This window comes from Sulfuricella denitrificans skB26 (genome assembly GCF_000297055.2).
In the GTDB taxonomy this organism is placed as follows: Bacteria; Pseudomonadota; Gammaproteobacteria; order Burkholderiales; family Sulfuricellaceae; genus Sulfuricella; species Sulfuricella denitrificans.
The window spans coordinates 1,421,475-1,447,682 of the sequence record NC_022357.1 but is presented as its reverse complement, the minus strand read 5'-3'; the positions used below and the strand labels follow the sequence as shown (position 1 = coordinate 1,447,682).

20 protein-coding genes and 3 tRNA genes are annotated in these 26,208 nt (G+C 57.7%); 6 read left to right on the top strand and 17 right to left on the bottom strand.

The window, feature by feature from the left end; all coding sequences use genetic code 11:
* Positions 1 to 24 precede the first annotated feature (24 nt).
* Both SCD_RS07105 and SCD_RS07100 read left to right on the top strand, forming a co-directional pair.
* Complete coding sequence (locus SCD_RS07105) at positions 25 to 750, top strand: response regulator (RefSeq protein ID WP_009205787.1); 726 nt, start codon at positions 25 to 27, stop codon at positions 748 to 750.
* Entirely contained in the window at positions 747 to 2,192 is a 1,446-nt protein-coding gene (locus SCD_RS07100) for an ATP-binding protein (RefSeq protein ID WP_009205788.1), read from the top strand. The genes SCD_RS07105 and SCD_RS07100 overlap by 4 nt, the downstream gene beginning before the upstream one ends.
* On the opposite strand, the gene SCD_RS07095 is transcribed toward SCD_RS07100, so the two are convergent.
* The 16 genes from SCD_RS07095 to SCD_RS07020 form a co-directional block, all read right to left on the bottom strand.
* The gene (locus tag SCD_RS07095) at positions 2,168 to 3,061 is read right to left on the bottom strand and encodes a sulfite exporter TauE/SafE family protein (protein ID WP_021035830.1); all 894 of its coding nucleotides are present in this window, start codon (positions 3,059 to 3,061) and stop codon (positions 2,168 to 2,170) included. The genes SCD_RS07100 and SCD_RS07095 overlap by 25 nt on opposite strands.
* Before the next feature lie 8 nt (positions 3,062 to 3,069).
* Positions 3,070 to 4,251 (bottom strand): MFS transporter, encoded by a 1,182-nt coding sequence (locus SCD_RS07090; protein ID WP_009205790.1) that lies wholly within the window; start codon positions 4,249 to 4,251, stop codon positions 3,070 to 3,072.
* Between the two features lies 1 nt (position 4,252).
* Positions 4,253 to 7,357, bottom strand: a complete 3,105-nt coding sequence (locus SCD_RS07085) for a type ISP restriction/modification enzyme (RefSeq protein WP_009205791.1) — start codon at positions 7,355 to 7,357, stop codon at positions 4,253 to 4,255.
* Between the two features lie 124 nt (positions 7,358 to 7,481).
* Positions 7,482 to 7,907 carry a putative toxin-antitoxin system toxin component, PIN family gene (locus tag SCD_RS07080; RefSeq protein ID WP_009205792.1) on the bottom strand — a complete coding sequence of 142 codons (426 nt, stop codon included), beginning with the start codon at positions 7,905 to 7,907 and terminating at the stop codon, positions 7,482 to 7,484.
* Positions 7,894 to 8,169, bottom strand: a complete 276-nt coding sequence (locus SCD_RS07075) for a type II toxin-antitoxin system Phd/YefM family antitoxin (protein WP_009205793.1) — start codon at positions 8,167 to 8,169, stop codon at positions 7,894 to 7,896. Before SCD_RS07075 ends, SCD_RS07080 begins: the two co-directional genes overlap by 14 nt.
* A gap of 272 nt (positions 8,170 to 8,441) precedes the next feature.
* Positions 8,442 to 8,777 carry a type II toxin-antitoxin system RelE family toxin gene (locus SCD_RS07070; RefSeq protein WP_009205794.1) on the bottom strand — a complete coding sequence of 112 codons (336 nt, stop codon included), beginning with the start codon at positions 8,775 to 8,777 and terminating at the stop codon, positions 8,442 to 8,444.
* Complete coding sequence (locus tag SCD_RS07065) at positions 8,761 to 9,012, bottom strand: type II toxin-antitoxin system prevent-host-death family antitoxin (RefSeq protein ID WP_009205795.1); 252 nt, start codon at positions 9,010 to 9,012, stop codon at positions 8,761 to 8,763. The genes SCD_RS07070 and SCD_RS07065 overlap by 17 nt, the downstream gene beginning before the upstream one ends.
* A gap of 168 nt (positions 9,013 to 9,180) precedes the next feature.
* Complete coding sequence (locus SCD_RS07060; protein ID WP_009205796.1) at positions 9,181 to 10,164, bottom strand: MBL fold metallo-hydrolase; 984 nt, start codon at positions 10,162 to 10,164, stop codon at positions 9,181 to 9,183.
* Positions 10,165 to 10,167: 3 nt separating this feature from the next.
* The gene (locus SCD_RS07055; RefSeq protein ID WP_009205797.1) at positions 10,168 to 10,689 is read right to left on the bottom strand and encodes a hypothetical protein; all 522 of its coding nucleotides are present in this window, start codon (positions 10,687 to 10,689) and stop codon (positions 10,168 to 10,170) included.
* 97 nt (positions 10,690 to 10,786) lie between these two features.
* Positions 10,787 to 11,512: an ABC transporter ATP-binding protein gene (locus SCD_RS07050; RefSeq protein ID WP_009205798.1), complete on the bottom strand. Its 726-nt coding sequence runs from the start codon at positions 11,510 to 11,512 to the stop codon at positions 10,787 to 10,789.
* Positions 11,512 to 12,708, bottom strand: coding sequence for an ABC transporter permease (locus tag SCD_RS07045; protein WP_009205799.1), 1,197 nt, complete (start codon positions 12,706 to 12,708; stop codon positions 11,512 to 11,514). Before SCD_RS07045 ends, SCD_RS07050 begins: the two co-directional genes overlap by 1 nt.
* Positions 12,705 to 13,871 carry an efflux RND transporter periplasmic adaptor subunit gene (locus SCD_RS07040; protein WP_009205800.1) on the bottom strand — a complete coding sequence of 389 codons (1,167 nt, stop codon included), beginning with the start codon at positions 13,869 to 13,871 and terminating at the stop codon, positions 12,705 to 12,707. The genes SCD_RS07045 and SCD_RS07040 overlap by 4 nt, the downstream gene beginning before the upstream one ends.
* Positions 13,872 to 13,956: 85 nt before the next feature.
* Positions 13,957 to 17,034 (bottom strand): efflux RND transporter permease subunit, encoded by a 3,078-nt coding sequence (locus SCD_RS07035; protein ID WP_009205801.1) that lies wholly within the window; start codon positions 17,032 to 17,034, stop codon positions 13,957 to 13,959.
* Between the two features lie 3 nt (positions 17,035 to 17,037).
* Positions 17,038 to 18,093 (bottom strand): efflux RND transporter periplasmic adaptor subunit, encoded by a 1,056-nt coding sequence (locus SCD_RS07030; RefSeq protein ID WP_009205802.1) that lies wholly within the window; start codon positions 18,091 to 18,093, stop codon positions 17,038 to 17,040.
* Complete coding sequence (locus SCD_RS07025) at positions 18,090 to 19,373, bottom strand: TolC family protein (RefSeq protein WP_009205803.1); 1,284 nt, start codon at positions 19,371 to 19,373, stop codon at positions 18,090 to 18,092. The genes SCD_RS07030 and SCD_RS07025 overlap by 4 nt, the downstream gene beginning before the upstream one ends.
* 14 nt (positions 19,374 to 19,387) lie before the next feature.
* A complete protein-coding gene (locus tag SCD_RS07020; RefSeq protein ID WP_051338784.1) occupies positions 19,388 to 20,041 on the bottom strand; it encodes a TetR/AcrR family transcriptional regulator in 654 nt (217 codons plus the stop codon).
* A gap of 132 nt (positions 20,042 to 20,173) precedes the next feature.
* Between SCD_RS07020 and SCD_RS07015 the strand changes: the two genes are divergently transcribed.
* The 4 genes from SCD_RS07015 to SCD_RS07000 all read left to right on the top strand — a co-directional run bounded on the left by SCD_RS07015 (position 20,174) and on the right by SCD_RS07000 (position 23,835).
* Positions 20,174 to 20,250, top strand: a tRNA-Pro gene (locus tag SCD_RS07015).
* Between the two features lie 16 nt (positions 20,251 to 20,266).
* Positions 20,267 to 20,343, top strand: a tRNA-Arg gene (locus tag SCD_RS07010).
* 21 nt (positions 20,344 to 20,364) lie between these two features.
* Positions 20,365 to 20,440, top strand: a tRNA-His gene (locus tag SCD_RS07005).
* A 458-nt stretch (positions 20,441 to 20,898) separates the two neighbouring features.
* Entirely contained in the window at positions 20,899 to 23,835 is a 2,937-nt protein-coding gene (locus SCD_RS07000; protein ID WP_009205807.1) for an EAL domain-containing protein, read from the top strand.
* A gap of 65 nt (positions 23,836 to 23,900) precedes the next feature.
* Here SCD_RS07000 and SCD_RS06995 read toward each other — a convergent pair whose 3' ends face one another.
* Positions 23,901 to 26,159 carry an EAL domain-containing protein gene (locus tag SCD_RS06995; RefSeq protein ID WP_009205808.1) on the bottom strand — a complete coding sequence of 753 codons (2,259 nt, stop codon included), beginning with the start codon at positions 26,157 to 26,159 and terminating at the stop codon, positions 23,901 to 23,903.
* Positions 26,160 to 26,208: the final 49 nt, after the last annotated feature.

Genomic DNA, 26,208 nt, shown 5'->3' with positions numbered 1-26,208 from the left:
AGGTAAACAGGGTATAAAAACATCATGACAACACCAGAACACATTCTTATCGTGGACGACGATGCCGAGATTCGCAGCCTGCTGGGTGATTACCTGCAGAAAAGCGGCTATCGAACTACTTCCGTTGCGGAAGGCAAGGGCATGTTGGCGGCGCTGGAGAGCGGACGGGTAGATTTAATCGTGCTCGACCTGATGCTGCCGGGGGATGATGGCCTGGTACTATGCCGCAACCTGCGCGCGCGCTCAGACATCCCGGTGATCATGCTCACCGCCCGCGGCGAGGACATGGACCGCATTCTCGGCCTGGAAATGGGCGCCGACGATTACCTGCCCAAGCCATTCAATCCGCGCGAGCTACTGGCGCGCATCAAGAGCATCCTGCGCCGGGCCAAGGCCTTGCCGGAAAATCTGCGTACCGACAACGCGCTTCACCTCCGTTTTGCCGGATGGCAGTTGGACACAATCTCGCGCCAACTGGTCTCGCCGGAAGGGGTGGTGGTTCCATTGAGCGGTTCTGAATATCGCCTGCTCCGGATATTTCTCAATCACCCCAACCGGGTTCTCAGCCGGGATCAACTCATGGATCTGATGCAGGGGCGGGAAACAGACCCTTTCGAAAGAAGCATTGATGTTCAGATAAGTCGACTTCGCCACCGCCTAGCGGACGATGCCAAGGAACCCACCATCATCAAAACCGTGCGGGGCGAGGGTTATGTCCTGGCCGCGCAGGTAGAAGCAGGAGGAAAATGATGCAACTCTTGCCTCAATCCCTGTTCAGCCGCATGGTTCTGATCCTGCTCGGCGGTCTGATTCTGGTGCAATCAATTAGTGTCGTCTTCCATTTTCGCGAACGCGACCGTTTGCTGTTTCGATCGATCAGCATGGAATCGGCGCAACGGATCTCCGATACCCTCCGGCTACTAAATTCTCTTGCCCCCGCCGATCGGCATAAGTTCGTGGCGACCCTCAATTCCCCAACCCTGCGAATTTCACTTGACGCCCCCCGCTCAAGCCTACCCCGTCAGAACCTGGACAGTGCAAACCAGGCGGCCAGTTTCGGCATGTTGCTACGTGACCTGCTTGGTGAATACCCCCCTATCACAGTCACTGTTTCCGAAATGGAATGGCCCGAAAGGCAACACGAGGTCAATTCTCCTCATCTCGCCAGCAGTATCCATCCACAGAAAATAACCGCCTTCGCAGTGGAAACACGCTTGCTGGATGGGTCAACCGTGTCATTCGATGCGCTCCCAACCGGCCCAGCGTTCCCCATGCCGCCCCGACCGTTGTTCAATCTGCTGATCCTGCTCGCCGCAGTGATTGTTCTTTCGCTGCTCGCAGTGCGCCTTGCTACGCGCCCCCTTAACACCCTCGCCAGCGCCGCAGAAAAACTGGGCAACGACATCAATAGCCCGCCCCTGTTGGAAACAGGCCCGACCGAAGTGCGTCGCGCGGCACATGCCTTCAACACCATGCAGTCACGCCTGGCCAACTATATTCAGGAACGCACGCGGATTCTCGCCGCCATGTCGCACGACCTGAAAACCCCCATCACCCGGTTGCGGCTCCGGGCAGAACTGCTGGAGGATGATGACCTCAGAGCAAAATTCACCAAGGATCTGGAAGAAATGGAGTCTTTGGTAGCCGCTACCCTGGATTTCATGCGCGGTGTGGACAACCCGGAGACTGTGCAACCTGTGGACATCATGGCCTTGCTGGAAAGCCTCCAGGCAGATGCGGCGGAAATTGGCCATGAAGTCAGATTGCAAGGTATCGTTGCACAGCCTTATCCGTGCAAGCCGACAGCCCTGAAACGGTGTCTGAGCAATCTAATCGACAATGCCATCAAATACGGAAAAAGTGCCACCGTCATCGTGAACGACGGCGACAAACAACTACAAATCCACATCCTGGATCACGGTCAGGGCATTCCAGAGGCTGAACTAGAACGGGTATTCGAACCTTTTTATCGCCTGGAAAATTCACGCAGCCGAGATACCGGCGGCACCGGCCTGGGCTTGGGGATTGCACGCAACATCGCACAGATGCACGGCGGCGAACTGGTACTGAAAAACCAGGCCGGCGGCGGCCTTGAAGTCATCCTCGCCCTGCCAAAATCCTTTCCCCGCGGCAGTATGGCGACGAAGATTGGAGCAGCGTCTAACATTCAGGCGAAGAAAGCGAAGATGTAATATCCCGCCAGAAGCATCAGCAGCAAGCCCAGCAGCAGTTTGAGTATTCTTTGCGGAACACGTTTCTGGCAGCGTGCACCGAAGTACATCCCGGCGAAACCACCCAGGCCGAACAGCAGGCCCAGCGCCCAATCAGGCTGCGTCACCATCCCAGCCGGCGCGGGAAGCAGGCTATACAACGCCACCCCGGCTACCGAGGTAAACAGCGTGCCGGCTATCGCCGCCCCGGCGATGGCATGCACCGGCAGGCCAAACAAGGCCACGCAGAACGGTGCGATGATGGCGCCGCCGCCGATGCCGTAGGTGCCGCCGATCACGCCGACAATCAGCGCCAGCAGGAACATGGCCGGCACGCTGAATGAAAAGACCTGCTCACCGAAAGAAAAACTAGCCCTGGCCAGCGAGAACTGGAGCATGCGGATCGCCGTTACGGGTTGCGGTCGGGTCGCCTCCGTCTCGGATTTTTCATGCCAGGGCAGGAATTCCGCCAGTACCCGATAGCCGATATACAGCAGCACCAACCCGGCAAACAGCTTGAAATCGCGCGGATCGGGCAGATACATGACACGCAGATAAAAGCCGATGACGATGCCCGGCAGAGTACCGGCTACGATCACCCACACCAGCGGCCACACCATGCGGCCTTCGCGCAGGTAGCGGTAAACGCCGCCGGGCGTGGCGGCCAGATTGTAGACCAGATTGGTAGCGCTGACCGAGGGCGCCGTGTAGTTCAGGACGCTCATCTGGAACGGCAGCAGCAGGAACGCCCCGGAGATGCCCACCATCGAAGTAAAAAATGAAATGCAGAACGCCACCAGCGGCGGTAGCCACAGCCAGGTATGCACGCCGGAAATGGGAAAGGTCGCCATGAAGGAATTCATGGCGTATGCCCGGATTGTGTCGGTACCCAGAACTTCAGCAAAAACGCCGCCAGGATGGCGCAACTGGCAGAAAAGCCGAAGGCCCATTCCGGGCTGAAGGTCTGCCACAGCCAGCCGAACAACACGGAAGCGGGAAGCAGCATTACGCCGGCAGTGAGATTGAACCAGCCGTAGGCAGTGCCGAGCAGTTCCTTGGGCGCGAGATCGGCGACCAGCGCCTTTTCTGCGCCCTCGGTGGCGGCCATGAACAGGCCGTAGAAAGCAAACAACGGCCACAGCAGCCACAGATTTTGACCGTTCAGACCGAGCAGCAGGTAGAACGCGCCATACACCGCCCAGCCGCCGACGATCAACCGGGTTCTGCCGAGACGGTCCGACAGCGCCGACAGCGGCGTGGAAAACAGCATCGCCATCCCCGACGCCAGCGCCCACAACAGTGGCACCTGGGATTCGGTCAGCCCCATTTCCCGAGCGCGAAGCAGCAGGAACATGTTGGACGAATTACCCAGGGTGAACAGCGCCAACACCAGCAGGTAGCGCTTGAAAACCGGCGGAAAGCCTTGCATCGTCCAGCTGAAAGCCGGCTTGTGTAGTGGCATCTCGCGGTGAGGCTCGCGGATGTATAGCGTCAGGCCGACCGTTATCACGCCCGGCACCAGGGTCCATAGCAGGATGTCGCGGATCGGCATGCCGCGGTAAAGCAGCCATGCGGCGAGCAGCGGCCCGACCACCGCACCGGCATTATCCAGGGCGCGGTGAAAGCCGAAAGCCAGGCCGCGCTGATGCGGCGCCACGCTCAGCGCCAGCATGGCGTCGCGCGGGGATGAACGCAGCCCCTTGCCCACCCTGTCGGCAAAGCGCAGCACCAGTACCGTCGGCCAGGAACCAGCCAGGGCGAGGAACGGACGGCCCAGCGCGGCCAAACTATAACCGCCCACCACCCAATATTTGGTGGAACGAGTCTTGTCCGCCAGCACGCCGGCAAACAGCTTGAGCAGGCTGCCCGTCGCCTCGGCGATACCCTCGATGATGCCCAGCGCCTTGGGGCCCGCCATCAGCACCGAGGCCAGATACAGGGGCAGCAGCGGATAGACCAGATCGCTGGCGGCATCGTTGAAAAAACTCACCAGCCCCAGCAACCAGACGGTGGAAGGTAACGCGAATAAAGCCTTCAGCATTTCAGCGCTCCGCACCTTTCATCGCCTGCGTAATCCGCATCGTCTCCACACTCACCGTGGTGACGCGGGTGAGCAGATCGATCACTTTTTCCTTGTAATCGGCGAAGCGGTAAGTGTCGAATTTCTCGCGGATGGTGGGGTCTTTCGGTTTCTTTTCCTTGTACTGATCGAGCACCCATTCCAGCGCACAGCGGTTGCCCAGCTTGTAGTCCCATGCATCGGGTGGAATGCCGCGCAACGTGGTCTCAGAATCCAACGCGATGCTACCTGCGTCCTTGTCGGCGCGCAGCAGGGCTTTGGGTTGCAAGCCTGCGGCACGGACTTTTTCGTCGGGGATATCGCTGCGCTGGAGCGGGTAAGGCGCCACCGCTTCGTAGCCGATATGCACCGACATCAAAGCCTCGCCCCACGCCGTCCATTGCCAGAAGTCGGCGTAGAACGGGATGCGAGGGAATTCTCGTTTTAAATTCAGCGCATATTTTTCGCGGTACAGCGGATCATGCAGCACGGCGTAGCAATAGTGGAAGATGGCTTGCTTGGTGATCTTCTGCACCTTACCCTCTCCCCCCGCTACGTTCCTCCCTCTCCCGCTGGCGGGAGAGGGGCTTTCATAGTGCTGCCGGAATTGCTTGAGCGCCCAGTCGGTGATGTTGTCGGTGCGGTTGCCAGCTTCGTCGTAGCGATGCAGCGAAAGAACCCGCGAGTCTCCGATGAAATGAAAGTCGCAGGCGCGATCCGTCGCGAGGCAACGAAAGTCCCCTGCGGCTGGCATGGCGATCAACCAGTTATCACCACGGACCATCGCCGGCAACTGTCCGAGTTCGTCAATCATCAAGTCAGATTGGTACAGGAAATTGCCGAAATACGGGCGATAAGCATAAGGCACAATCTGCGATTTATTAAAGGGCTCGCGTTCGTTACGCGCAAGCTTCACCTTAAGGTTACGAGACCACTTAATGATTGTGTCGTGGGATTTGGCAGTCTGGCCATATTTTTCGTAATGCTCGATGAAAAACGTGGCTTTTTCGGCGAGCATGTCAGCAGATTCATCGGTCACCCAGCTATCGCGTGCGGTATTAATACCATTGCTGAATAATTTGAAAATCGCCCGCTCTTTTCCTACCGTCTTCGCCGCCTTGGTTTCCTTGCTCGCCAGCGGCAGCAAGGAATCAAAATCGTTGTTGGTCAGATTCACCCAGTTGCTTGCCTTGTCAGGCTGCACTTCGTCAAAGCTCAAGCTGCTCATGGCGTGGTTGGCGAGAAAACCGAGTTTTTCTTCTGCCGTTTCCATCTCGGGGCGGCGCACGTAATAGACCCGAGCCACCCTCTCCCCAAGCTTCTCCCGTGTGCGGGAGTGGGGGCGGCTTTTTTTGATGAAGAAGCTGATCGCCACGCCGGTCTGGATGCCGAACACGTTGTGTTTGGTGCCGCTGAGTTTGGGGTTGGCGCGCACGTCGCCACCCAGGTCCACCACGTAAATGTCGCTGAATTCCTGCGCTACAGTTTTGCGGAAGCCGTCAAAGGTTCGGCTCTCGATGAAGCTGCGGTTGGTGATGAAGGCCAGTACGCCGTTCTCGCTTAATCTGTCGCTGGCCCAGCGAAAAAAGCGCGCGTACATGTCGTAGAGCTTGGTCTTTTGCGCGGTGCTGGCGTGGATGTAGGTGTCCTTGATGCGCTTGTCTATCTCGGGGTATTCGCGGTTTTTGTTGTTGTCGTTTTCGTTGGCCTGGTTGGCGTTATACGGCGGGTTGCCGATGATGACGCTGATGCGCTTGCTATTTTGCCGCTTGATGCGGGCGACGTTTTCTTCGCTTACGCTGCCGAACAAATCCGCTGTGGTGCCGTGCGCCGAGGTGTGCAGGCCAACGTTATCCAGCGTGTCCACAAAGCACAGGTTGGGGAATTCTTCGTAGTTGCCGGTGATGGCGGCGTAGGTGGACTCGATATTCAGATTGGCGACGTAGTAGGGCAGGATGGCGACTTCGTTGGCGTGCAGCTCGTTGAGATATTTGTGCTTGAGTTTGGCGGGCTGGCCGCGAAAATGTTCCAGCAGTTCGCTGATGAAGGTGCCGGTGCCAGTGGCGGGATCGAGAATTTCCACGTCCTTGTCGATCAGGTTTTTGCCGAAGTGTTTTTCGGTGAGCCAGTCGGCGCCATCGATCATGAAGCGCACGATTTCGTTGGGCGTGTAGACCACGCCCAGCCGGTCGGCGGCCTTGGCGTTATAAACCTTGTAGAAATTTTCGTAGATAACTTTGAGGAAGGTTTGCTTTTCACCGTGGCTGCTGATTTGTGCGGCAGCGGCGCGGATGGCGGCGTAGTAGGTTTCGAGGCCTTTGAGGGTCTGTTTTTTCAGATTACCGGTGAAAAACTCGGCCTCCAGCGCGTACAGTTCGCGCGCCACGTTGTTGTGCTGGTGGAAGTCCGAGTCGTCAAACACCTTGGCGAAGATTTCTTCGGTGAGGATGTGCTGGATCAGCATTTCGCGCACATCGGCGTCGGTGAGGATGGGGTTGATGGCCTCTTGCGCATGCACCAGGAATTTTTGCTCGGCCTTGCGGAAACCCGCATTGGCGGTGTGTTCGCGCTCGATCATCAGGCGCAGGGCGTCCAGCACGGCGGGCAGGTCTTGTTTGAACTGTTCGACCGCTGAGCGGAAGCCGGCGATTTCAGGGCGCTCGAAGCCGAAAAACAGCTTGAGCAACTTGGCCAGCGCCCCGGTATCGGTCATGTCGCAGCGCAAGGCTTCGTTCTTGTTCTGCACCAGAACGGCAGTGACATCGTCAGAAAAGATGATGTTGTCTTGCGGGTAGCCCTTTTTGAATTTCTTTTCGATCTCGCTATCGAGGTCGTCTTTTTCGTCTTTGGCTTCCCAGTAGCCGAGCGGCATGCGCAGTTCGTGCAGCAGCGCGCCATCGACGGCGATGTTGCTTTTGGTGGCGGTTTTGAGCGGGTATTCGGCCAGGAACACCAGGCTATGCTGACGCCCCCAGGCTTTGAGCAAATCCTTGAAAGCTTCGCGGACGATGGTTTCGCGATGACTGCCGCTGACCTTTTTGATCAGGTCGAGCTGCTTGAGGTAGTCGTTGATAAGGAGTTGGCTCATATTTTCCGGTTTTTATATGATTGCCCTATGTGCGGACAGTTTCAGTAAGACCATGAGGCGTTCACACCCTCTACCCGGTCAGCGCAGCGTGCAGGCAGAGTTGCCGCCGTTAATTTTGGCGTACTCAATCATCGCAATATTGTTTGGGCGTCAAAATCGGAATGCCCTGATAGGGGTTCAAGGTGAGCAGGTCATCATCGCTGGACACCAGCACATCAGCCGAACAATACAAGACCAGCGCCAGGAACTTGTTGTCGCGTGGGTCGCGGCAAGGTTGCGGCAAGGCCGTTTCATCGGCCTCGGAAACCGGAAACAAGCGTGCATGGCTGCGATACAGAGCCAGGAAATCCCCCCTGGTTTCATGATCCATATAGCGATCAAGCTTCTCGCGCATCAGCACCTGCTCCAGCTCGGCCAGCGCGGCAGGAGAGGCGCACAGCGTAGCGCTGGCTAGCGCCGTCAGAAAAGCCTGTCTGGGCACGGATTGTGGACGCAATACAGCGCCTATCAGCGTGCTGGTATCCAGCACCACCCGTTTAGCGAAGCTCATTGACCAGCCGGGTGATGTCGGCATCGGTCAGCTTGGCCGCATCCGCGCTCAACTTAGCATCAGCTCGCGCAAAAAAATCTTCGAAATCCGCCAATGCCGTCTCGCGTTGGCGGCGAATAACCAGCAAATCCTTCATATCCTCCGGCGACAACAGAAACGCCACCGTGCGCCCACGCCGTGTAATCGTTACCGGTTCGCGCTGGGCGTTGTCCAGCAACTCTCCAAAACGATTCTGGGCTTCCACCGAGGTGACAGTTTTCATGACACAACCTCCCTTCAACTAGCTGGTTTGTACAGTATAGCTATGTTGATGGGTATGGCAATGGCGTTATTGCGGAGTCCACAATTGAATTGCGTGGCAGATGAATGGAGAGAGAGGAGCCTACCCAGCTCTGAAGTTTTAGCGGTGAAGTCATTATTCCGCCTCGATCTCCAGGTAAACCCGGCTGCTGAAGGGCAACACTCCCAGCAGACGATCGGACGGAACAAAGGGAACGGATTTATTTATGCCGAATGCTACCCTTTACAACCCGGTTAACTTTTGCCGGCGAGCAGGCGCTCGACTGCTGATCGGTAGGCTGCCATGCCTTCGCGTTTGTCGATGGCCAACACCAACACGACCAGGACATCGTCCTCGACGCTATAGACCAAACGGTATCCCTGCTTGCGCAGTTTGATTTTGTAGCAATCACGAAGATCGGCGTGCAGTTGGGCACCGGGAGTGCGGGGCTGTTCGAGACGTTTTTTGAGGGCCTTGCGCAGCACCTCTTTGATGCTGCCATCGAGGGCATTCCATTCCTCCAGTGCTTCCGGCAGGAATTTGAGCCGGTATTTCGGCGTGTCTTGAACGGCTTCAGATATTGTCAACATCCACCTCGATGGCCGTATCCTTGCGTGCCAAGCGCTGGCGCGCCAGATCCACCAGATCCCGGTCGGCCAGTTCCTCGACCAAGGCTTCGAAGAGTTTCGGGGTGACCATGTAGAAAGCGGGGCGATTATGATTGAGAACGGCAACCGGCTTCTCGCCTGCCGTTCGCAGTACCTGCGCCGGGTTTTTTTTGAACTCGGACATGCTGATTGAATAGTCGGCGAAGATCGTGTCCATGGTTTTCATCCTTAAATTATTGGCTACAAATATAGAGCTAATTACACCAATTTTCAACAGATTTGTGCCATGCCTTCGCGTTTGTCGATGGCCAACACCAACGCCGAACAACAGGGGACCACGATTTTCCAACATGTTGGGCACGTTGTGCCCATTACTGGAAAACGCTTATTCCGCCTCAATCTCCAGGTAAACACGGCTTGCATTGCCGCCTTTCAAGGTTTCATAATTCTGCAATCGTGAGAAAGCTTTCTGGTCGAGGCTGTCGATCGCAGTCTGCAGATCCGCCCCGCTATCGTACGCCTTCTGCATATGCCCGCGCAGCAGGCGCAGGTAATCGCGGGTATCGCGCTGCGCCAGATCGAGATCGCACACCTTGCCGTGGCCGGGCACGATCTTGTTAGGCTTGAGCTTTTCCATCTGCTCGAAGGAGGCTAGCCAGTTTCTGCTATTGCTGAAGGGCAGCACGCCCAGCAGGCGATCGACATAAACCAGGTCGCCCGAGAACAGCACTTTCTGTTTTGGCAGCCACACCACGCTGTCGCCCGGCGTGTGGCCGCCGGAGAAAAACTGCAGTTGAATTTCGGTGCCGCCAAGGCGCAAGGTTTCGCGCTGTTCGAATAGCCGATCAGGATAAACCGGCTGGGTACCGTCCAGCCGCTCTTTCAGGTCAACCCGTAGCGCGTCGAGTTGCATGCCGGCCCGCTGTTCCATGTCGGCGCGCGCCGGGCGGGCGGCGATGATTTCTGCACCCTGTTCCCTGAAATAACCATTACCGAGCCAGCGGTGATCCTGGCCACCGGTATTCACCACATACTTAACCGGCTGCCGGGTCACTTGCTTGATGGCACGGTGCATGGCCTGGGCAGCCAGATAACCCGCACCGCTGTCGATTACCACCACCCCACCAGTAGTGACGATGAATCCGGTATTAGCGTTCATACCGTAATTTTCATAGGTGCGCCCGCCGGTGTCGCCGATAAAGGCATAAACGTCTGGCGCCACCTTGACCGGCGTAAGGGTCAACGCAAAAGCACTGCCCATCGCCATACAGGAAACAAACAGGAACAGGCCGATCAAGCGGCCGCGCATGTTGGTAAGGGGGTGCAGTTTCATTACCTTGGGATCAGCAGACTTGATTAAATTTCTCATAGGTCAGAATTTTCCCGGATTCAATGGCCGCCAGCCAGGATGATCGAAATAGCGGTTGTAGTTTTCCAGTGCGTGGATCACCTTTACAGCGCCGCCGCGTCTATCCAGTTTTTTGTTTTTTCCCTCCATCGCCTCCGCGCCGGCAATAATCTCCGCCAGCACGAGATGGAGCATGGTATCGGCGTCCTTGTCCAGTTTGCAATTCTGCACCATAAAGGCGATCTGTTCATTCACCCTTTTGGCCCGGATTTCAAAATGGGCGGTATCGCCCTTGCCGGCATAAATGGCCGGCATCGGCTCTTCCATCGCATTACGAATTTGGCTCATGCCCTGACGCAGGCTGGCATCGGTCGGCCATTTCCTGCCCTGATTGAGTGCCAGGGCCGAGGGCGCGCCGGAAGATGCACCATGCTCATGCCCGTGGTCATGGTCCTGTGCCGATACCACCCTGCCCGCCACGGTCAAACTCAGTACGATTCCGGTTGTTGCCACGAGGCGAATTGCCTTGATAAAAAACGAATGCATAAATTTTCTCCTGAATGATTTCAGCCCATCGTCAATCGACGTTCCTTCTGTTCTTGCTCAGCGCTCTCTTCTCACACGGTTATCTCCATTCAGATTACTACACTTCGAATGACCTTCCCTCCCCCGCCTCTTCATGCGCCCGCCCATCGCGAATGCGGTAGAGACGTTTGAAGGTGGGAATGATGTTGTCGTCGTGAGTGACGACGATGATTGCGGTTCGATACTGCACCGCCAGTTCGTTGAGCATGCTCATTACGGTAAGGGAACGCTTGCCGTCCAGCGGCGCAGTCGGCTCGTCAGCGAGTATGATCGGCGGATTGTTGGCGAGGGCGCGGGCAATCGCCACGCGTTGCGCTTCTCCGCCGGAGAGTTCGGATATCCTTGCTCCGGCTCGATGGGCGATATCCAGCACCTTGAACAGGTCCATGGCACGGGCGGTTGACTCTTTGTTCGATTTGCCGGCCAGCATCGGCAACAGCGAAACGTTTTCCGTGGCATCGAGAAAGGGAATCAGATAGGGCGCCTGGAAGATGAAACCGATGCGGTCGCGGCGCAATTCGCGCAGATCGGAAATTTTCCAGTCATCGTCGAAGGTGACGTCACCGCCCAGCGTGATGCGCCCGGCCGTCGGGTCGATCACCGCACCCAGGCATTGCAGCAGGGTGGTCTTGCCGGAGCCGCTGGGGCCGAGCAGGCCGACCACCTCGCCGGGATAGACTTCCATGTCCACCCCTTTCAGTGCCTCCACCGCGCTGCTGCCGCTGCCGTAGCGCTTGACCAGCCCCTCCAGCTTGATCGCCGGCTTCTCTGCATGATTAGCCATCAACCGCCCCCGATCGCCGTCGCCGGACTGACCTTGAGCGCGGCGCGAATAGCGAGAATGCTCGCCAGTGTGCAGATCACGATGGTGATGGCAAAGGCACGACCGGCGTCGCTCATCTCCAGCAGCACATATTTCGGAAAAATCGGCGCCCAGAAGGTTGCCACCGTCTTGCCGATGACAAAGCCGATCACGCCCAGTCCCAGCGCTTGTTGCAGGATCATCGCGACGATCACCCGGTTTTTTGCGCCGATCAGCTTGAGCACGGCGATTTCCTTGATCTTGCCCATGGTCATGGTATACACGGTGAGTGCGACGATAGCAGTGCTCACCACCGTCAGAATCACCAGGAACAGGCCGATCTGCTTGGCCGAGGTGGCGATCAGCTTGGCCACCAGAATTTGATCCATATCGGCGCGAGTGTAAGCCTGCAGATGCTTCCAGCGCAGGATGTTATCCGCCACCAGGCGCGTGTCCGTGCCAGGAGCAACGCGCACCAGCACGGCATTGACGTTATGGTTGGAAAAGCGGTCGGCCTCCACCGCGCTGAGCAAGCCGGGTACGCCAGGGCGATTAAACTGCGGGTTGGCCGCCAGCCGTTCGCGGTCGCCGACAATGGCGTCGTTATCCTTGAGAAACTGCACTTCCTGGGCATCCTTGAGGGTGATAAACAACATCGGGTCGCCGCCCGACGACACCATGCGGCTGGTCAGACCGACAACGGTGTATTCGTGGCGACGGATGCGCACCCTGTCGCCAATCTGAAAGCCGGTCTTGATGTCCGCCACCGCTTCGTAATGAGAGCGCGTCACCGGCCTGCCAGCCACCAGCCTCATCGGCTCGCCCGGCTTGCCCGATTCGAAGCCGGCAATCATCACCCGCACATCCTTGTCCCTGTGCTTCACCTGCATGGTGAGGTAGGCCACATTGCCCGTTTCAGCCACCCCGGGCAAACCAACGATGCCGCGCCAGGCATCATCGTGCAGGGTGGAGGATTCTGCGTAGGGCCCAAGAGTGTGGCGCTGTACCACCCAGATATCGGTAGCACTGCCGTTGATCAAGGCCCTGGCATCATCCACCATACCGCGATACACCCCAGCCATGGTCAGGGTCACGCCGATCAGCAGCCCCAGCCCCAGGCTGGTGAGCATATAGCGGCCAAAACCATTGGCGATATCGCGGTAGGCAAGGTTAATCATGCGGCTTTGCCAGCCTTCACTTTTTTGCCATCTTCCAGATCCACCGGGCTGTATACGATCACCGCATCGCCCGCCTTCAGTCCATTCAGAATCTGGGTGCGACCGTCCAGGGTCTGCACCCCGATAGTCACCGGAGAGAAGCGTGCCTTGCCGGACTCCACCCGCCACACGCCGCTTTTATTCTGGATCCGCCTGACCGCAGCGCTGGGCACGAACAGCACATTGTTCAAAGAGGCCATCTTCACCGTGACCTCGGCCAGTTCGCCGACGAAAATCTCGCTGGGCTTCTGGTCGAAGACGACATTAACCAGACGCTCCTCGGTCAGGCTATCGCTCTGAATATCGACCCGCGCCACCTGCCCCTTAAGAACAACGCCCTGGCGTGAACGCAGCACGATTTCTGCCGGCAAACCAGGCTGAAGGTCGCGCGAACTGGACTGATCCATGCGTGCCCTCACCCACAGACTGGCGGGATCGATTACCCGCAGCACGGATTGCCCCGCCACCACGGTATTGCCGGGCTCGGCATCGCGGGAGATGACGATGCCGTCAACCGGGCTGACCAGCTTGAGATTGGCTCGCTGCAACGCCACGCCTTCGTGCTCCGATCCGGCCTTGGCCATATCGCGCCGGCTGGCTTCCAGATTGGATTTCGACGCATCCAGCGCAGCCAGGGCAATATCCGCGTCATTGCGCCGCGACTCCGCCGCCTCCTGGCTAACGAAATGCTTCGCCACCAGTTCCTGGTAGCGCTGCGCATTAGACTGCGCCTGTTTGTAGCGGCTCGCCGCTTCCCTGACTTGCGCCTCGGCCGATTCCGCATTGAGCCGTGCCCGCTGCGCCGCCAGACCGGCGCTTTTCATGCGTTCGTCGAGGTCGACCGGATCGATCTCTGCCAACATTTGGCCAGCCTTGACGCTGTCACCATGATCCACCCGCACGCTCAGTACACGCCCGGCCTGAGTCGGTCCGATAGCGTAAGACAAACGCGCTTCCACCGTGCCGATGCCGAATACCGATGGATGCAAATCTCCCATACTGGCTTCGGATGTCTTCACTACCGGCACCGCCATCGGCCCCTGCGTGACAGCGATCCAGGCGACGGCAAACAAACCGGCCACCACGCCGGCGGGAACGAGATAACGCTTAAACCCGGCCTTCATAATTTTTCTCTCTTCACTTCAGTTTTTCGAGCATGGCGTGAGTCTGGAACAGACTGTGACAGCTCACGCAATTTCAGCGATGAAATCAGCGTTTTTTTTCAGTTACCCACACGTAAAACATCGGCAGGTAGAACAGGGAGAGCACCGTCCCCAGCAGCAGACCGCCGATGGCGGCATCGGCCAGCGGGGAAAGGCGCTCCAGTCCGACCGCACGCTGCATGGCGATCGGAATCATGCCGGCGATGGTGCCGAAGGCGGTCATCAGGATGGGGCGGTAACGCAGCCTGATCGATTCCATCGCCGCCTCGAATGCACCGCTGCCCTCGCGGCGACGCTCCTGAATGAAATCCACCATCAGGATGGAGTTCTTGATAATGATGGAAAACAACAGGACGATACCGAGAATAGCGGGCAGAGCCAGCGCCTTGTTGAAGGCCAGCAACCCCCATACCGCACCGATGGCGGAAAGCGGCAGGATGAGGATCGACAGCAGCGCCAGGGCAACGCTGCCGTAAGCCGGGGCGAGCACGCCAAACAGCAGCAGCACACCCATCCCCAAACCCGTCAACATGCGCTTGCTGGAATCTGCCGCTGCAGCGTTATCGCCTTTGTCGCTAGCTTCCACGCCCGGCGGCAGCACCTTCTGCGCTGCGGCAAGAGAGTTCTCGCTGAGCTTGCTGATCGGTGCGGTATTGCGATAGCCCAGCACGTCCAGACTGTAGCGGTTGCCGTTGGTGGTGAGCAGGGAAAGCCCTGGCTGGTTGACGATATAACTGATTTCTCCCAGGCTCACCGTGCCGCCGTCCGGCAATGGAATGGGCAGCAGGCTCAGGGTGGCCGGGTTCGATCGGTAGGGTTCGCTAAAATAGCTGCGAACAGGGATAGTGTTTACCGTGGGCAGCTTGCTCATGCTGGCCACGGCTGCGCCCTTCAGGGGCAGTTGGGCCAGCACGGCGTCAGGGGTCAGGCCGAGCGTACGCAGCTTGTCCTCATTCAGCACCAGATTGGCTTCCGTCGTGTTGGCATCCCAGCTCACTGACACCGAGGACAATCCGGGAACGGTTTGCAATGCCGCTTTGACGCGCTCGGCCGCAGCCGGCAACAGCCGCCAGTCTTCTGCGGTGAGTCGGATGTCGACCGGTGCCTTGATGGTGGAAAGAGCGGTTGCTCCGGAATCAAAGGCATCGGCGATAGTCACCCCCGGCAGGGCCGCTAGCTGGCTGCGCAAATCCGCCTCGATCTGCCAGCTGCTTTCCGCGCGCTCCAGGCGATTGACATAGGTAATGGAAAATGTCGCCTCCGCCGGCAACTGGCCCGAACCGAGGGATATCACCCCTGCCTCCGAGCCGAAGATGGTGCTCACCCGCTGCACCCGCTTGTCTTGCATCAGGCGGGCCTCGAACGCCTTGAGCCGTTCCTCTGCCACGTTCACCGGCTCGTTGGCGCCAAATTTCACGTGTACCCGCACGATGCCGGTATCCATCGGCGGTAGCGCGTCCCTGCCGATCAGGGGAATGATGGTCTTGAAACTGAACACCAGCAGCATGAAGGCGGGAATAACCAGGATCAGGCGACGGAAGAAGCCGCCGTTGAAGGCAAAGCGCAGCGCGCCGGCATAGAGCCCCGCTCCAGGCGCCACGGTGCGCTGGTAAAGTCTCCCCATGAAAAGTTCGAGGCGATTTTTGGGCGGCAGGCCGTTGCGGTACCAGAAGGCGGAAAGACGCGGAATGAAGGTCACCGCTACGAAATAGGAGGTAAATACCGCGATCACCACCGCCAGGATCAGGTGTTTGAAGATCTGCTGGGAAAAGTCGCCGACGAACATCAGCGGCGCGATCACTACCGCCGTCGCCAAGGTGCCGACGAATACCGGAAACAGCACCTCCTCGGTGCCCCGACGGATTGCGGTCTGCACATCCTCATGCAGTTCACCCAGATGGCGCTCGATGTTTTCCAGCACCACCACGGCGTCGTCCACCAGCATCCCCAGCGCCAGGATGATCCCGGTCATCACCAGAATATTCAGCTCCTTGCCGGCCAGCCACAGGATCGCCAGAGTAAAAAGAAACACCAGCGGGATCGACACCAGTGCCGTCATCACCGCGCGCCAGTTGCCGAGGAAGAACAGGATCACCACGCTGGTAAAGATGATGGCATCACGCAGCGCCTCAACCATGTTGGCGTTGGAGGTCTGAATCAGCTCGCCCTGGGTGTCGGCGACGGAAAATTCGATATTGGGGTAGCGCGCCTTGAGGCCGGGCAGTTGCGCCTCGATATCGTTGATCGTCGCCTGCACTGCGCCGCCCGGCGCACGCATCACCGCCACGGCAATGGCCTGTTTGCCATTGCCGTGGTAGGCGGAAAACCGCTCGGCATGGTCGAGGCTAAGCTCCGCCACATCGCCTAGCGTCAGGCCATGGATCAGCGGCAGCAGGCGCAACCCCTCGACGTTGGCGCGCTCGCCGTAGATCGTGAGGGTCAGACTACTATCCTTGCCCTGGGCGGTGCCCAGCGGCCAGTCGCGATTAAGCTTGCCGATCAGGTCCTGCAATTGCGCCTGGGAAATGCGGTAGCGTGCAAGCTTGAGAGGATCGAACTCGACCCGCACCGCCGGCTCGTAGCCGCCGAAAATCTCCACGTTGGCAATCGCCGGCTGGGTAACAAGAGCGGTACGAATGTCGTTTTCCGCCAACAGTCGCACCTGGGCCAGTGTAAGTCCGGCACCTGCCTTGGGTGACAGCGCCAGCACCATTACCGGCGAGGTAAAGCCGCCCACCGCGTAAACACTGGATGGCGGAACTTCTGGCGGCAGCTTGCCGCGCACCCTGGAGAGCGCGTTATTCACATCCAGCAGCGCAGCATCCAGCCCCTTTTCGTAATTGAACTCGGCACGTACGATAGAGACTTCGTTCTTGTTGGTGGTTTGCACATCGCGTATGTGGGATAGTGCGTACATTTCCTGCTCGATCGGGCGCGACAGTTTCTGAGCCACAGTCAGCGCAGAAGCGCCGGGTAACTGGGTAATCACCATGACCTGCGGCCGCTCCACGTCGGGATACATGTTGCGCGGCATGTTCATGTAGCCGACCACGCCCAACAGCGAGGTGATCGCCAGTATCATCTTCAGCAGCAATGAACGGCCATAAAAGAATTTGAACAGCATGGCTTACTTCCCGTCCTGGACGCGGAACGACACCCCGGCGGCCAGCCGGGTCAGGATATCGGAGCTGGCGCAGGCAACGCGCTGGCCGTGCAGCCGGTTATCCAGCGTGGCGGCGCCCTCCTCCCCCGTTGCCGCCAGCTCAATGCGCAGCGGCTCCACCTTCTTGTCGTCCGGCAGCCGCAGCACGGTGGCAGACTTCCCGTCATCATTCAACAGACAGGCACGAGGCAGGAGCAGAGCCTGGCTGGATTCGAACACCACCGTGCGAACTTCGATGCGCGCGCCGGGAATGAAAGATCCATCCTGGGTTCGCGCCTCATAGCGGCGCAAGCCTTGCGGGCCGGCTTCGGGCCACGGACGCAGCGACAAGGTCTGGCCGCCAACGCGCAGCGCCGTCGGCTGCACGCTTTCCGGCACGCTGACCAGCAAACGGTTGCCGGAACTGGTATCGACGATCTTCAGCAAAGGTTTGCCAGGCGTGGCCAAATCGCCCGGCTGTACCAGGCGCTGGCTAACCACACCGGCAAAGGGAGCGGTCACCGTGGCATTGCGCAGGTTTTCCCTTGCCACCGCATGACGAGCTCGCGCAGCGGCAAAGGCGGCCTCGGCCGACTGGAGCTGCTCCTGAGAGACCCCCTGGATCGGGTACAGAGCTTGAGCACGGCGCAGGCGTTCCTGCTCGGCCTTGAAGTTGCTTTCGGCGGCAGCCAGATCGGCATCGAGCGAGTTGCCCTGCGCTTGTCCTTGACCTGGCGGACTCATGTCGAGCCGCGCCAGCAAGTCGCCGCGCTTGAAACTGTCACCCTCGAATAGCGGCAAGGCAGTTACGTAGGCGGTCAGCCGGCTCGCCACCATGCTGTCGCGCACCGCCTGAACATCGGCGGTGGTGCGCAGGGTCAGCGCCACCGGACCGGTTTGCAGAGTTAGTGTCGTCACCACCACCGGCAAGGTCTGCGGGGTTGTTTCCTGGGCGAGCTGGTGACGCTTCTTCATGATCAGCGCAACTCCGGCACCAATCACGACAACAAGGATCAGTACTACGATGGCTTTCTTTTTCATTTTGCATCCATTCGGGCAATATAGTTTTCAGTCGGTAGTCCGGTCAGCACCTGGGCTGCGGACCAGGCAGCTGCGGCGCGTGCCCTGGCTTGCTCCAGGCGAAATCGGGCGTCGAACAGGTCCCGTTCATGACGAAACAGGTTTTCCAGGGTCTGGCTGCCGAGTCGCTGCATTTCCCTCTGCACCTTTGCCACCTGCTCGCGGTAGGCGGCTTCCTTTTCCATCGCCAGGGCATCAGCGGCAGCCGCATCGTAAGCGGCGTGCAGGTTCGCCAACTGGCGGGCGCTATCGCGAACGGCAGCCTCGCTCTGCTCCGCGGCAGCCCGTGCATTAAGCCTCTGTGCATCCGCCTGCCGGTATTGGGACACGCCCAGCGGCAGGCTCACCACGCCGCCCAGCGCCCAAGTGTCGCGATGGTCGCCACCGCCGATATTGCGATAGTAATTGGCGTCCAGACTCAGGGAAGGCAGCAGCGCCTGACGGCTTTCATCGGCCTGGGCACGTGCCGCCTCACGGCGGGCCTGCGCAATCCGGGCCGGAAGAGTGGCATCGGAGGCGGCATCTTCCCAGGCGGGAACATGGATATCGGCACGAGTCGGCAAGAATTTTTCGCGGCTGCCGGCTTCTTCGAGATCGGCCTGCGCCTGGATCAGCGCGCCATTGAGCACTGCCTCGTCGGCGACCAGCCGCGCCAGTTCGCTCTCGGCATAGCGGGCATCGACACCCGCCGCCTTGCCCAGCTCCACTTCCTTCTTGATACGACTATGCGTGGCTTCGACCCGCTGGCGGTAAATGGCCAACGCCTCGCGCTGTTTGAGCAGCGCCTGCAGAGTGAGATAGGCGCTGGCGGTCTGGTGCAGCTTGAGCAGAGTTTGCTGGCGCGCCAGCAGTTCGGCTGCATCCAGATCGTGCTGCGCCCGTTCCCGGTTTGCGGCGATTACGCCGAACAGGTCTACCGGCAGACTGTAGGCCAGTCCGGCCTGGCCGATCCGGTCTGAGACGAGGGGAGATCCGGGTGTACCGGGGGTATAAACTCCCACCACCCGCTGGTCGTCATAATTGTGCCACCCGGCCGACAGCGCGGCACTTCCAAAATACCTGCCGGTTGCGGCATCCTTCTGCGCCCGCGCCGCCTCGGCCTGGCTGGCTGCCGCTCGCGCCTGGGGATGCTGCAAGGTTGCCTGCAACAGCTCGCCCAACTCACCCGCCTGTACTGCTGGCCCCAGCATCAGAACTGCCAGACCGACGGAGACGAGATGGGGTCTTATCCAAATTTTCATGCCTGCCTCACCATTTAAACTTGATCCTCATTATGCCTTGACCGGATTCCATTCAGGTAAATCGGAAAAACTTTCTTGGCTTCGTCCAACAGGGAACGCCGACCACTAAATATATTGGACTGCAGCACCAAGCCTTGAATCATGCCAATAAACAGGGTTGCCGCGCTACCTTCATCGAGGTCGGGACGGGCAAGACCGGCGGCCTTTGCTTGATCAAGAAAACCCGCAATCCTGGATTCGTAGCCGGTGATGGTTTCCTGGATCAACTGCTTCAGTCTGCTATCCCGGCGCAGCAAATAATCAGAGAATACTAAACGTGGAATGGCTGGATGCTTGGCGACAAACGAGATATGGGCAAGAAAAATTCCTTCCAGCGCCTCCAGTGGATTCTCGCTGCGCGCGGCAGCAGCCTCCACGACGCTAATCAGGCGACGACGCACCCAGTTAATTGCCGCCAGCCAGATATCATCCTTGGTCGGAAAATGGCGAAATATTGCACCTTGGGTCAAGCCCAACGCATCCGCCATGTCTTGCGTGGTCACCGATTCCGCTCCGGATTTTGCTGCCAGGTCAATTGCCACCTGGACGATCTCTTCCTGACGCTCTTCCGCGCCCATGCGGCGCTTGCGGGGTTTTTCAGTACTGTCTATCGGGGTATTTTTCGGCATCTTCCGCACACTAAGATAGTAATCGGTCACTATCCTAGTGTGCGGAACATGTCATGTCAAGACATGACAGATAAACTTTAAAACGAATGGCAATTGACCTTTCAGCAGCATCAAAGTAGAATGCGGCCTCTTCGGGGTGTAGCGTAGCCTGGTAGCGCGCCTGGTTTGGGACCAGGATGTCGGGAGTTCGAATCTCTCCACCCCGACCAGGATTTGTCCGACAATCTGCCCGTAGCTCAACCGGATAGAGCACCAGCCTTCTAAGCTGGGGGTTACAGGTTCGATTCCTGTCGGGCAGGCCAGTTTGGTCTGTTTTATCAGTGGTGGCTGTAGCTCAGTTGGTAGAGTCCCGGATTGTGATTCCGGTTGTCGTGGGTTCGAGCCCCATCAGCCACCCCAAATATTCAAAGGCTTGCAGTGATGCAGGCTTTTTTTACGTCTGGATATCCTCAAAATATATCAAGTTCGTAATTGTATTTACTCAATGCGAAGCCATCGTAGTAAAGAAAAAACCCCCTCACGGGTGGACAAGAACTACGCTTGATTTGATTGTTATTCTGTCGGCATCCTCTCGGCGCACGCACAAAATCACTCACCTTCGCTCCCTCCAGCCCTCACGCGAACGCATACCGTGCCGTCCAGGTAGCAGCCTCCCTGGTCTTGCCTTATCCTGCTTATAACCAATTTTACCTTCCGCCCCGCAGCCACGAAGCGGCTGCTTGCCCGCATTTCCCAGGCAAATATGGGAACTGCCAGCATTACCCTGCTAATATTATAGGCAAGAGTATTTTTGACAAAAACATAACGGATGGTATTGAAATTAATTGCCATCAACACGGGAGTGAGAGGTTCTGGGCATGGATGTTCTATTGGTTGAACCCGAACCAGCAATGAGTGCGGTGCTGCAATCCGTGCTTGAAAGCCGTGGCCATACAGTCACAGCGGTCACCGATGGAGAAAGCGGGTTGGAACGCTATCAATGCCGGCACTTTCCCATAGTGATCCTGGATTGGCAATTACCGGAAATGGACGGACTGGAAGTGTGCCGGAAGATTCGGGGTAGCCCGAAAGGAGCAGACAGCCTGATCCTGATGATCACCTTGCGCACGAACCCCGGTGATCTCAAACAGATACTGGCTGCTGGCGCCGATGATTATCTCGCAAAGCCGGTCGACCAGCGACACTTGAACATTCGGCTTGCGATTGCCGAACAGCGGGCTAGCAACTTGATGCTTCAGCGGAAAGCCGAGGAATCTCGTGCTCGCGCCCAAACCATGCTCCAATTGGTACTTAACACCATTCCCTCACGCGTGTTCTGGAAAAACAAGGAGAGCCGCTACCTCGGCTGCAATCGTCTATTTGCACTGGATGCTGGCCTGAAAGACCCAAGCCAGATCGTTGGCAAGACTGATCATGACTTGTGCTGGGCCAAGCAGGCCCAGCTTTACCTTTCAGATGATCGCGCAGTAATGCAGTCCGGGCTGCCCAAGGTCAATTATGAGGAGCACCAGGCAACCCCGGATGGTGAATCAATGTACCTGGAAGCCAGCAAGATCCCCTTGAAGGATGGGAAAGGTAATCTGATAGGTGTGATGGGCACCTACCAAGATATCACCAAGCGCAAGGAGGCCGAGGATAAAATCCTCGCCCTCAACCTGAGTCTGGAAGAGCAGGTACGAGAACGCACCAAGGAACTGCTTGCCAAGGAAGAACAGCTGCATGAAACCCTGGCGCTGAACGATAGCATCCTGATGACGTCCGCCTTGGGGATCGCAGCCTATCGGCAGAACGGTCAGTGCGTAATGGCCAACCCATCACTGGCCTCTATCGCCGGCATCACTCAGGAGCAGTTGCTGAACCAGAACTTTCGCCAACTCGGCTCCTGGCAGACTTCGGGAATACAGGAGGCGGCGGAGAGCGTGCTGGCCACCGGCGCGAAGGCGGAACTCGATATTCGATCCCTTACCAGCTTTTTCGGCCACGACGTTTGGATGCGTTGCCGGCTGTCCCGTTTTACCAGTCGGGGAGAGCCGCATCTGCTGCTCATGCTCGAGAACATCACCGAGAAGAAAGCCGCCGAGGAGGAGCTACGCCTCGCCGCTAGCGTGTATCAAAACTCGTCGGAAGGCATCCTGGTCACCGATGTTACCGGCATCATTTTGTCAGTCAATCCTGCCTTCACAGAAATTACCGGATACACGGAAGACGAGGCGCTGGGGAAGAAAACCACCCTGCTACGTTCCGACCGCCACGGACCGGAATTTTATCGCTCGATGTGGGAAGCTCTGACCAAAGAAGGTTGTTGGCGTGGCGAGATATGGAACCGGAGGAAGGACGGGGAAGTCTACTTGGAGTGGCTCTCCATAAACCGCATCGAAGCCAGTGCCGGAGCCCCTTTTCGCTACGTCGCCGTTTTCCACGACATCACGGAACTTCGGCGCAAAGATGAAGAAATCCGGCACCAGGCGTTCCACGACACCCTCACCGGCCTACCCAACCGCGCCCTGATGAAAGACCGCCTTCTGCACGCCCTCGAGCGGGCGAAGCGCGAGGGTGGTCGACTTTCAGTGATTTTTATCGACCTCGACCGATTCAAGGCCATCAACGACGGGCTGGGCCACGACGTCGGAGATCTCCTGCTGCAAGAAGTAGCTCGCCGCATCAAGATCCGAATGCGCACCGTGGACACGGTGGCTCGGCTGGGAGGGGACGAGTTCGTGGTACTCATGGAGGATCTGCGGGATGCCGGGGATTGCGCCAGCCTGGCACAGGAACTAATTGCCGAGATCGCACGCCCCATGAAACTGAGCGGGCATGCCGTCGAGATCAGCGCCTCCATGGGTATGGCCTTTTACCCCGAGGACGGAGCGAATCCCCTGGAACTGATGAAGTGTGCCGACCTCGCCATGTACGCCGCCAAGTCAGCCGGACGCAATACCTATCGGTTTTTCCAGCAGGACATGCAGGACCGGATAAGCCAGCGATTGACCCTGGAGATGGAACTGCGCCTCGCCTTAGTGCAGCGCGATCTGGAACTGCACTACCAGCCCAAGGTCGACCTCGCCACAGGCAATATTCTCGGTGTCGAGGCTCTTTTGCGTTGGTGGCACCCGCTACGCGGGTTGCTGCTACCAGCCGACTTCATCCCGCTGGCAGAGGAGTGCGGCCTAATCTGCGAGCTCGGGGACTGGGTACTCGACGAGGTCTGCCACCAGTCGGCCGTCTGGCAGGCAGCCGGCCACACTTTCAAAATTGCCTTTAATATTTCGCCGCACCAGCTGGAAACGGGAGACTTGGTGGCACGCATCTCCGAACTGACCGCCCTCCACGGGATTGCCCCGTCGGACCTGGAAATCGAGCTTACGGAGAGCGCGGTAATGGCGTATTCGATACAAGCTGCCAGCGTACTCGCTCGCCTGCGCGGAATCGGTGTCACGGTAGCGGTGAGCGATTTCTGCGCAGGCTACTCCAGCTTGGCCTACCTGCGGAAGCTGCCTATCGATATCCTGAAGATCAACCATTCGTTTGTTACTGATGCAGACAGCAACGCGGAGGACGCCCAGATTGTGAAGACCATTCTTGCCCTGGGGCGGATGTTCAAATTGACGATGGAAGCTGAGGGCATTGAAACCAGCCACCAGGCGGAGTTGCTGAAATCATTCGGCTGCGGCATAGCCCAAGGCTACTTCTTCTCGCGCCCCCTGCCAGCGCAAGAATTCGAGAATTGGCTGGATGCGAAAATTGACGCAAACGGCCGCGCATCGCCGTCTAAACAACCGCTAGACACACCCTGATCAAGGAGAAGAAATAACGCTTCTCTCACAAAGCCGAGTGCGCGGGTAGGCTTTATAGAACTTCATTAGCCTAGCTCACCCAGAGGCCGCGGCTTGGCAATGCCATAACCTTGCATATAGTCAACGCCAAGCTCCCCCAATATTTTTACAATCGCCTGATTCTCGACGAATTCTGCGATCGTTTTTCTTCCCATGACATGCCCGATATGGTTGATCGATTCAACCATTGCATGATTGGTTGGGTCGGAGGCTATATCCTTGACAAACACCCCATCAATTTTCAGGAAATCCACCGGAAGGTTCTTGAGATAGGCATAAGAGGATAACCCACTGCCAAAGTCGTCGAGAGCAAAACTGCAACCATGACTTTTTAACCGCTCAATGAAATATTGAGCCTTGACAAGATTGCCAATAGCCTCAGTCTCCGTGATCTCGAAACAGATTTTTTCTGCTGGAATCGCGAACTCCTTCAACTGGTTTTCAATGTGAATCAGACAACCCGCGTCACCCAGGGAGCGCCCGGAGAGATTGACCGATCCGAACTCCAACGCTTTCAAATGAGCAGGATGCTCTGCCAGCCAGCGAAAGTAGGTACTGATCACCCAGCGATCAATGGTAGCAATCAAATTGTAACGTTCCGCAGCGGGAAGAAAATTCCCGGGGGGAATCAGATTGCCCGATTCATCCAGCATACGGATGAGAATCTCGTAGTGGCTACTCAGGTCTGCCAGGGCATCGCTGCGGGCAATCGGCTGGTAATAAAGCACCATGCGCTGCTCTTCCAGTGCCTTGGAAATGCGCGGAGTCCATTGCATTTCTCCATGGCGCGCATGCAATGCCTGATCTTCTTCATCGTGAACGTAGATGTTGTTGCGCCCGACCTCTTTCGCCATATGGCAGGCGGCATCGACGCGACTCAGGACGGACATCACGGATTCACTTTCGCGATCAATCCCGATCAGTCCTATGCTGATGCCGATGCTGAAGGTGCTGCCACCCCAAACGAAGCGGAAGCACTGGGTCACATCCTGAATCTTGCCGGCAATATGCAGGGCTTGTTTGACGGAGCAGTTTTCCAGCAGAAGCCCGAATTCGTCTCCTCCGACCCGCGCCAGAACATCTCCCTGGCGTAACAATCCGGATAGCTGAATGGTATACAACTTGAGCAGCTCATCGCCAGCGACATGGCCGCAAGTATCATTGATGACCTTGAACTGATCGACATCCAGATGAAGCAGGCTGTGTTCCCTGCCGCTGACCTGAGCATCACGAATTGCCTGTTTCACCTGGTATTCGAACTCGTGGCGATTGAGGAGGCCCGTCAAGGCATCATGCGTAGTCTGATAGGAGAGTTGCTGGGCAAGTTCGCGTGCCTGGCTGACATCGCGGAAAATAAGCACAACACCGGAGGCTTGCCCATCATGGCCTCGAATCGGCGCGGCAGTAGGCTCAATAAATAGTTCACGTCCATCAAGCCCTACCAGAATAAGCGTGCGGAATGCAGGAGAAAGCCGCCCCTCGCGCAAACAGTGCGCCACAAGGTCGTTGGCCGGTAGTCGGCTATCCTCAAAGAGCAGGGTTCCCAGTTCCGCAAGTTGTTTAGCACTTGCTTCATCCAGCTGAGTGGCAAAAAGCTTTTCAGCGACCAGGTTGAGATATTCGATACGCCCCTGGATATCCGTGGTAATAACCGCATCGCCAATGGACGAAAGCGTCACCAGGACCTTTTCCTTTTCGCTGAAAAGTGCCTGATTGGCATTCTCCAGTTGCACGATCAAATTATTATTATCGATGGCCGTAGCGATCTGGCTGGCAAGCAAGGTCAGCAGGTCGAGATCACGCTGATCGAAATCGCCACCACCGATCTTGTTGATGCCGGCGATGCCGCCGAGGAAATGGTTCCGACCAACCAAGGGAACAAGGATAACGCTGCCGACCTCTTTTTCCCACTTATTACATTCTTCTGCACTGAGCTCATTGAGCACACCCCGCCACCAGGGGCGCTGATGCTTCCAAACCCATCCGCAGATGCCCATGTTCAAGTCCAGGCTCTCCCCGACGATTTCTTCTGCATGAAGACCGTAGCCGGCGCGGTAGGTGTAAGTGGAGCAGTTTTCGTCCAGGACGGGGATAAGAACAGTTTCTGCCTTGATCAACCCTTGAGCGAAGGCTGCCACCATCCGAAAAATGGTTTCGAGATCGAGTCGTTCGCGAACGGCAGCAACCACTTCCTTGAACAGTGCAATCTGCTGATCGCGGTCATAAAGCTCATCTCGAAGTTTTATGACCAGCTGATCCAAAGAAATTTCCAGTCGTTTATTCATTCAACACCCATCAGAACTCGACGTTTTTTATTATCAATACCTCTCACGC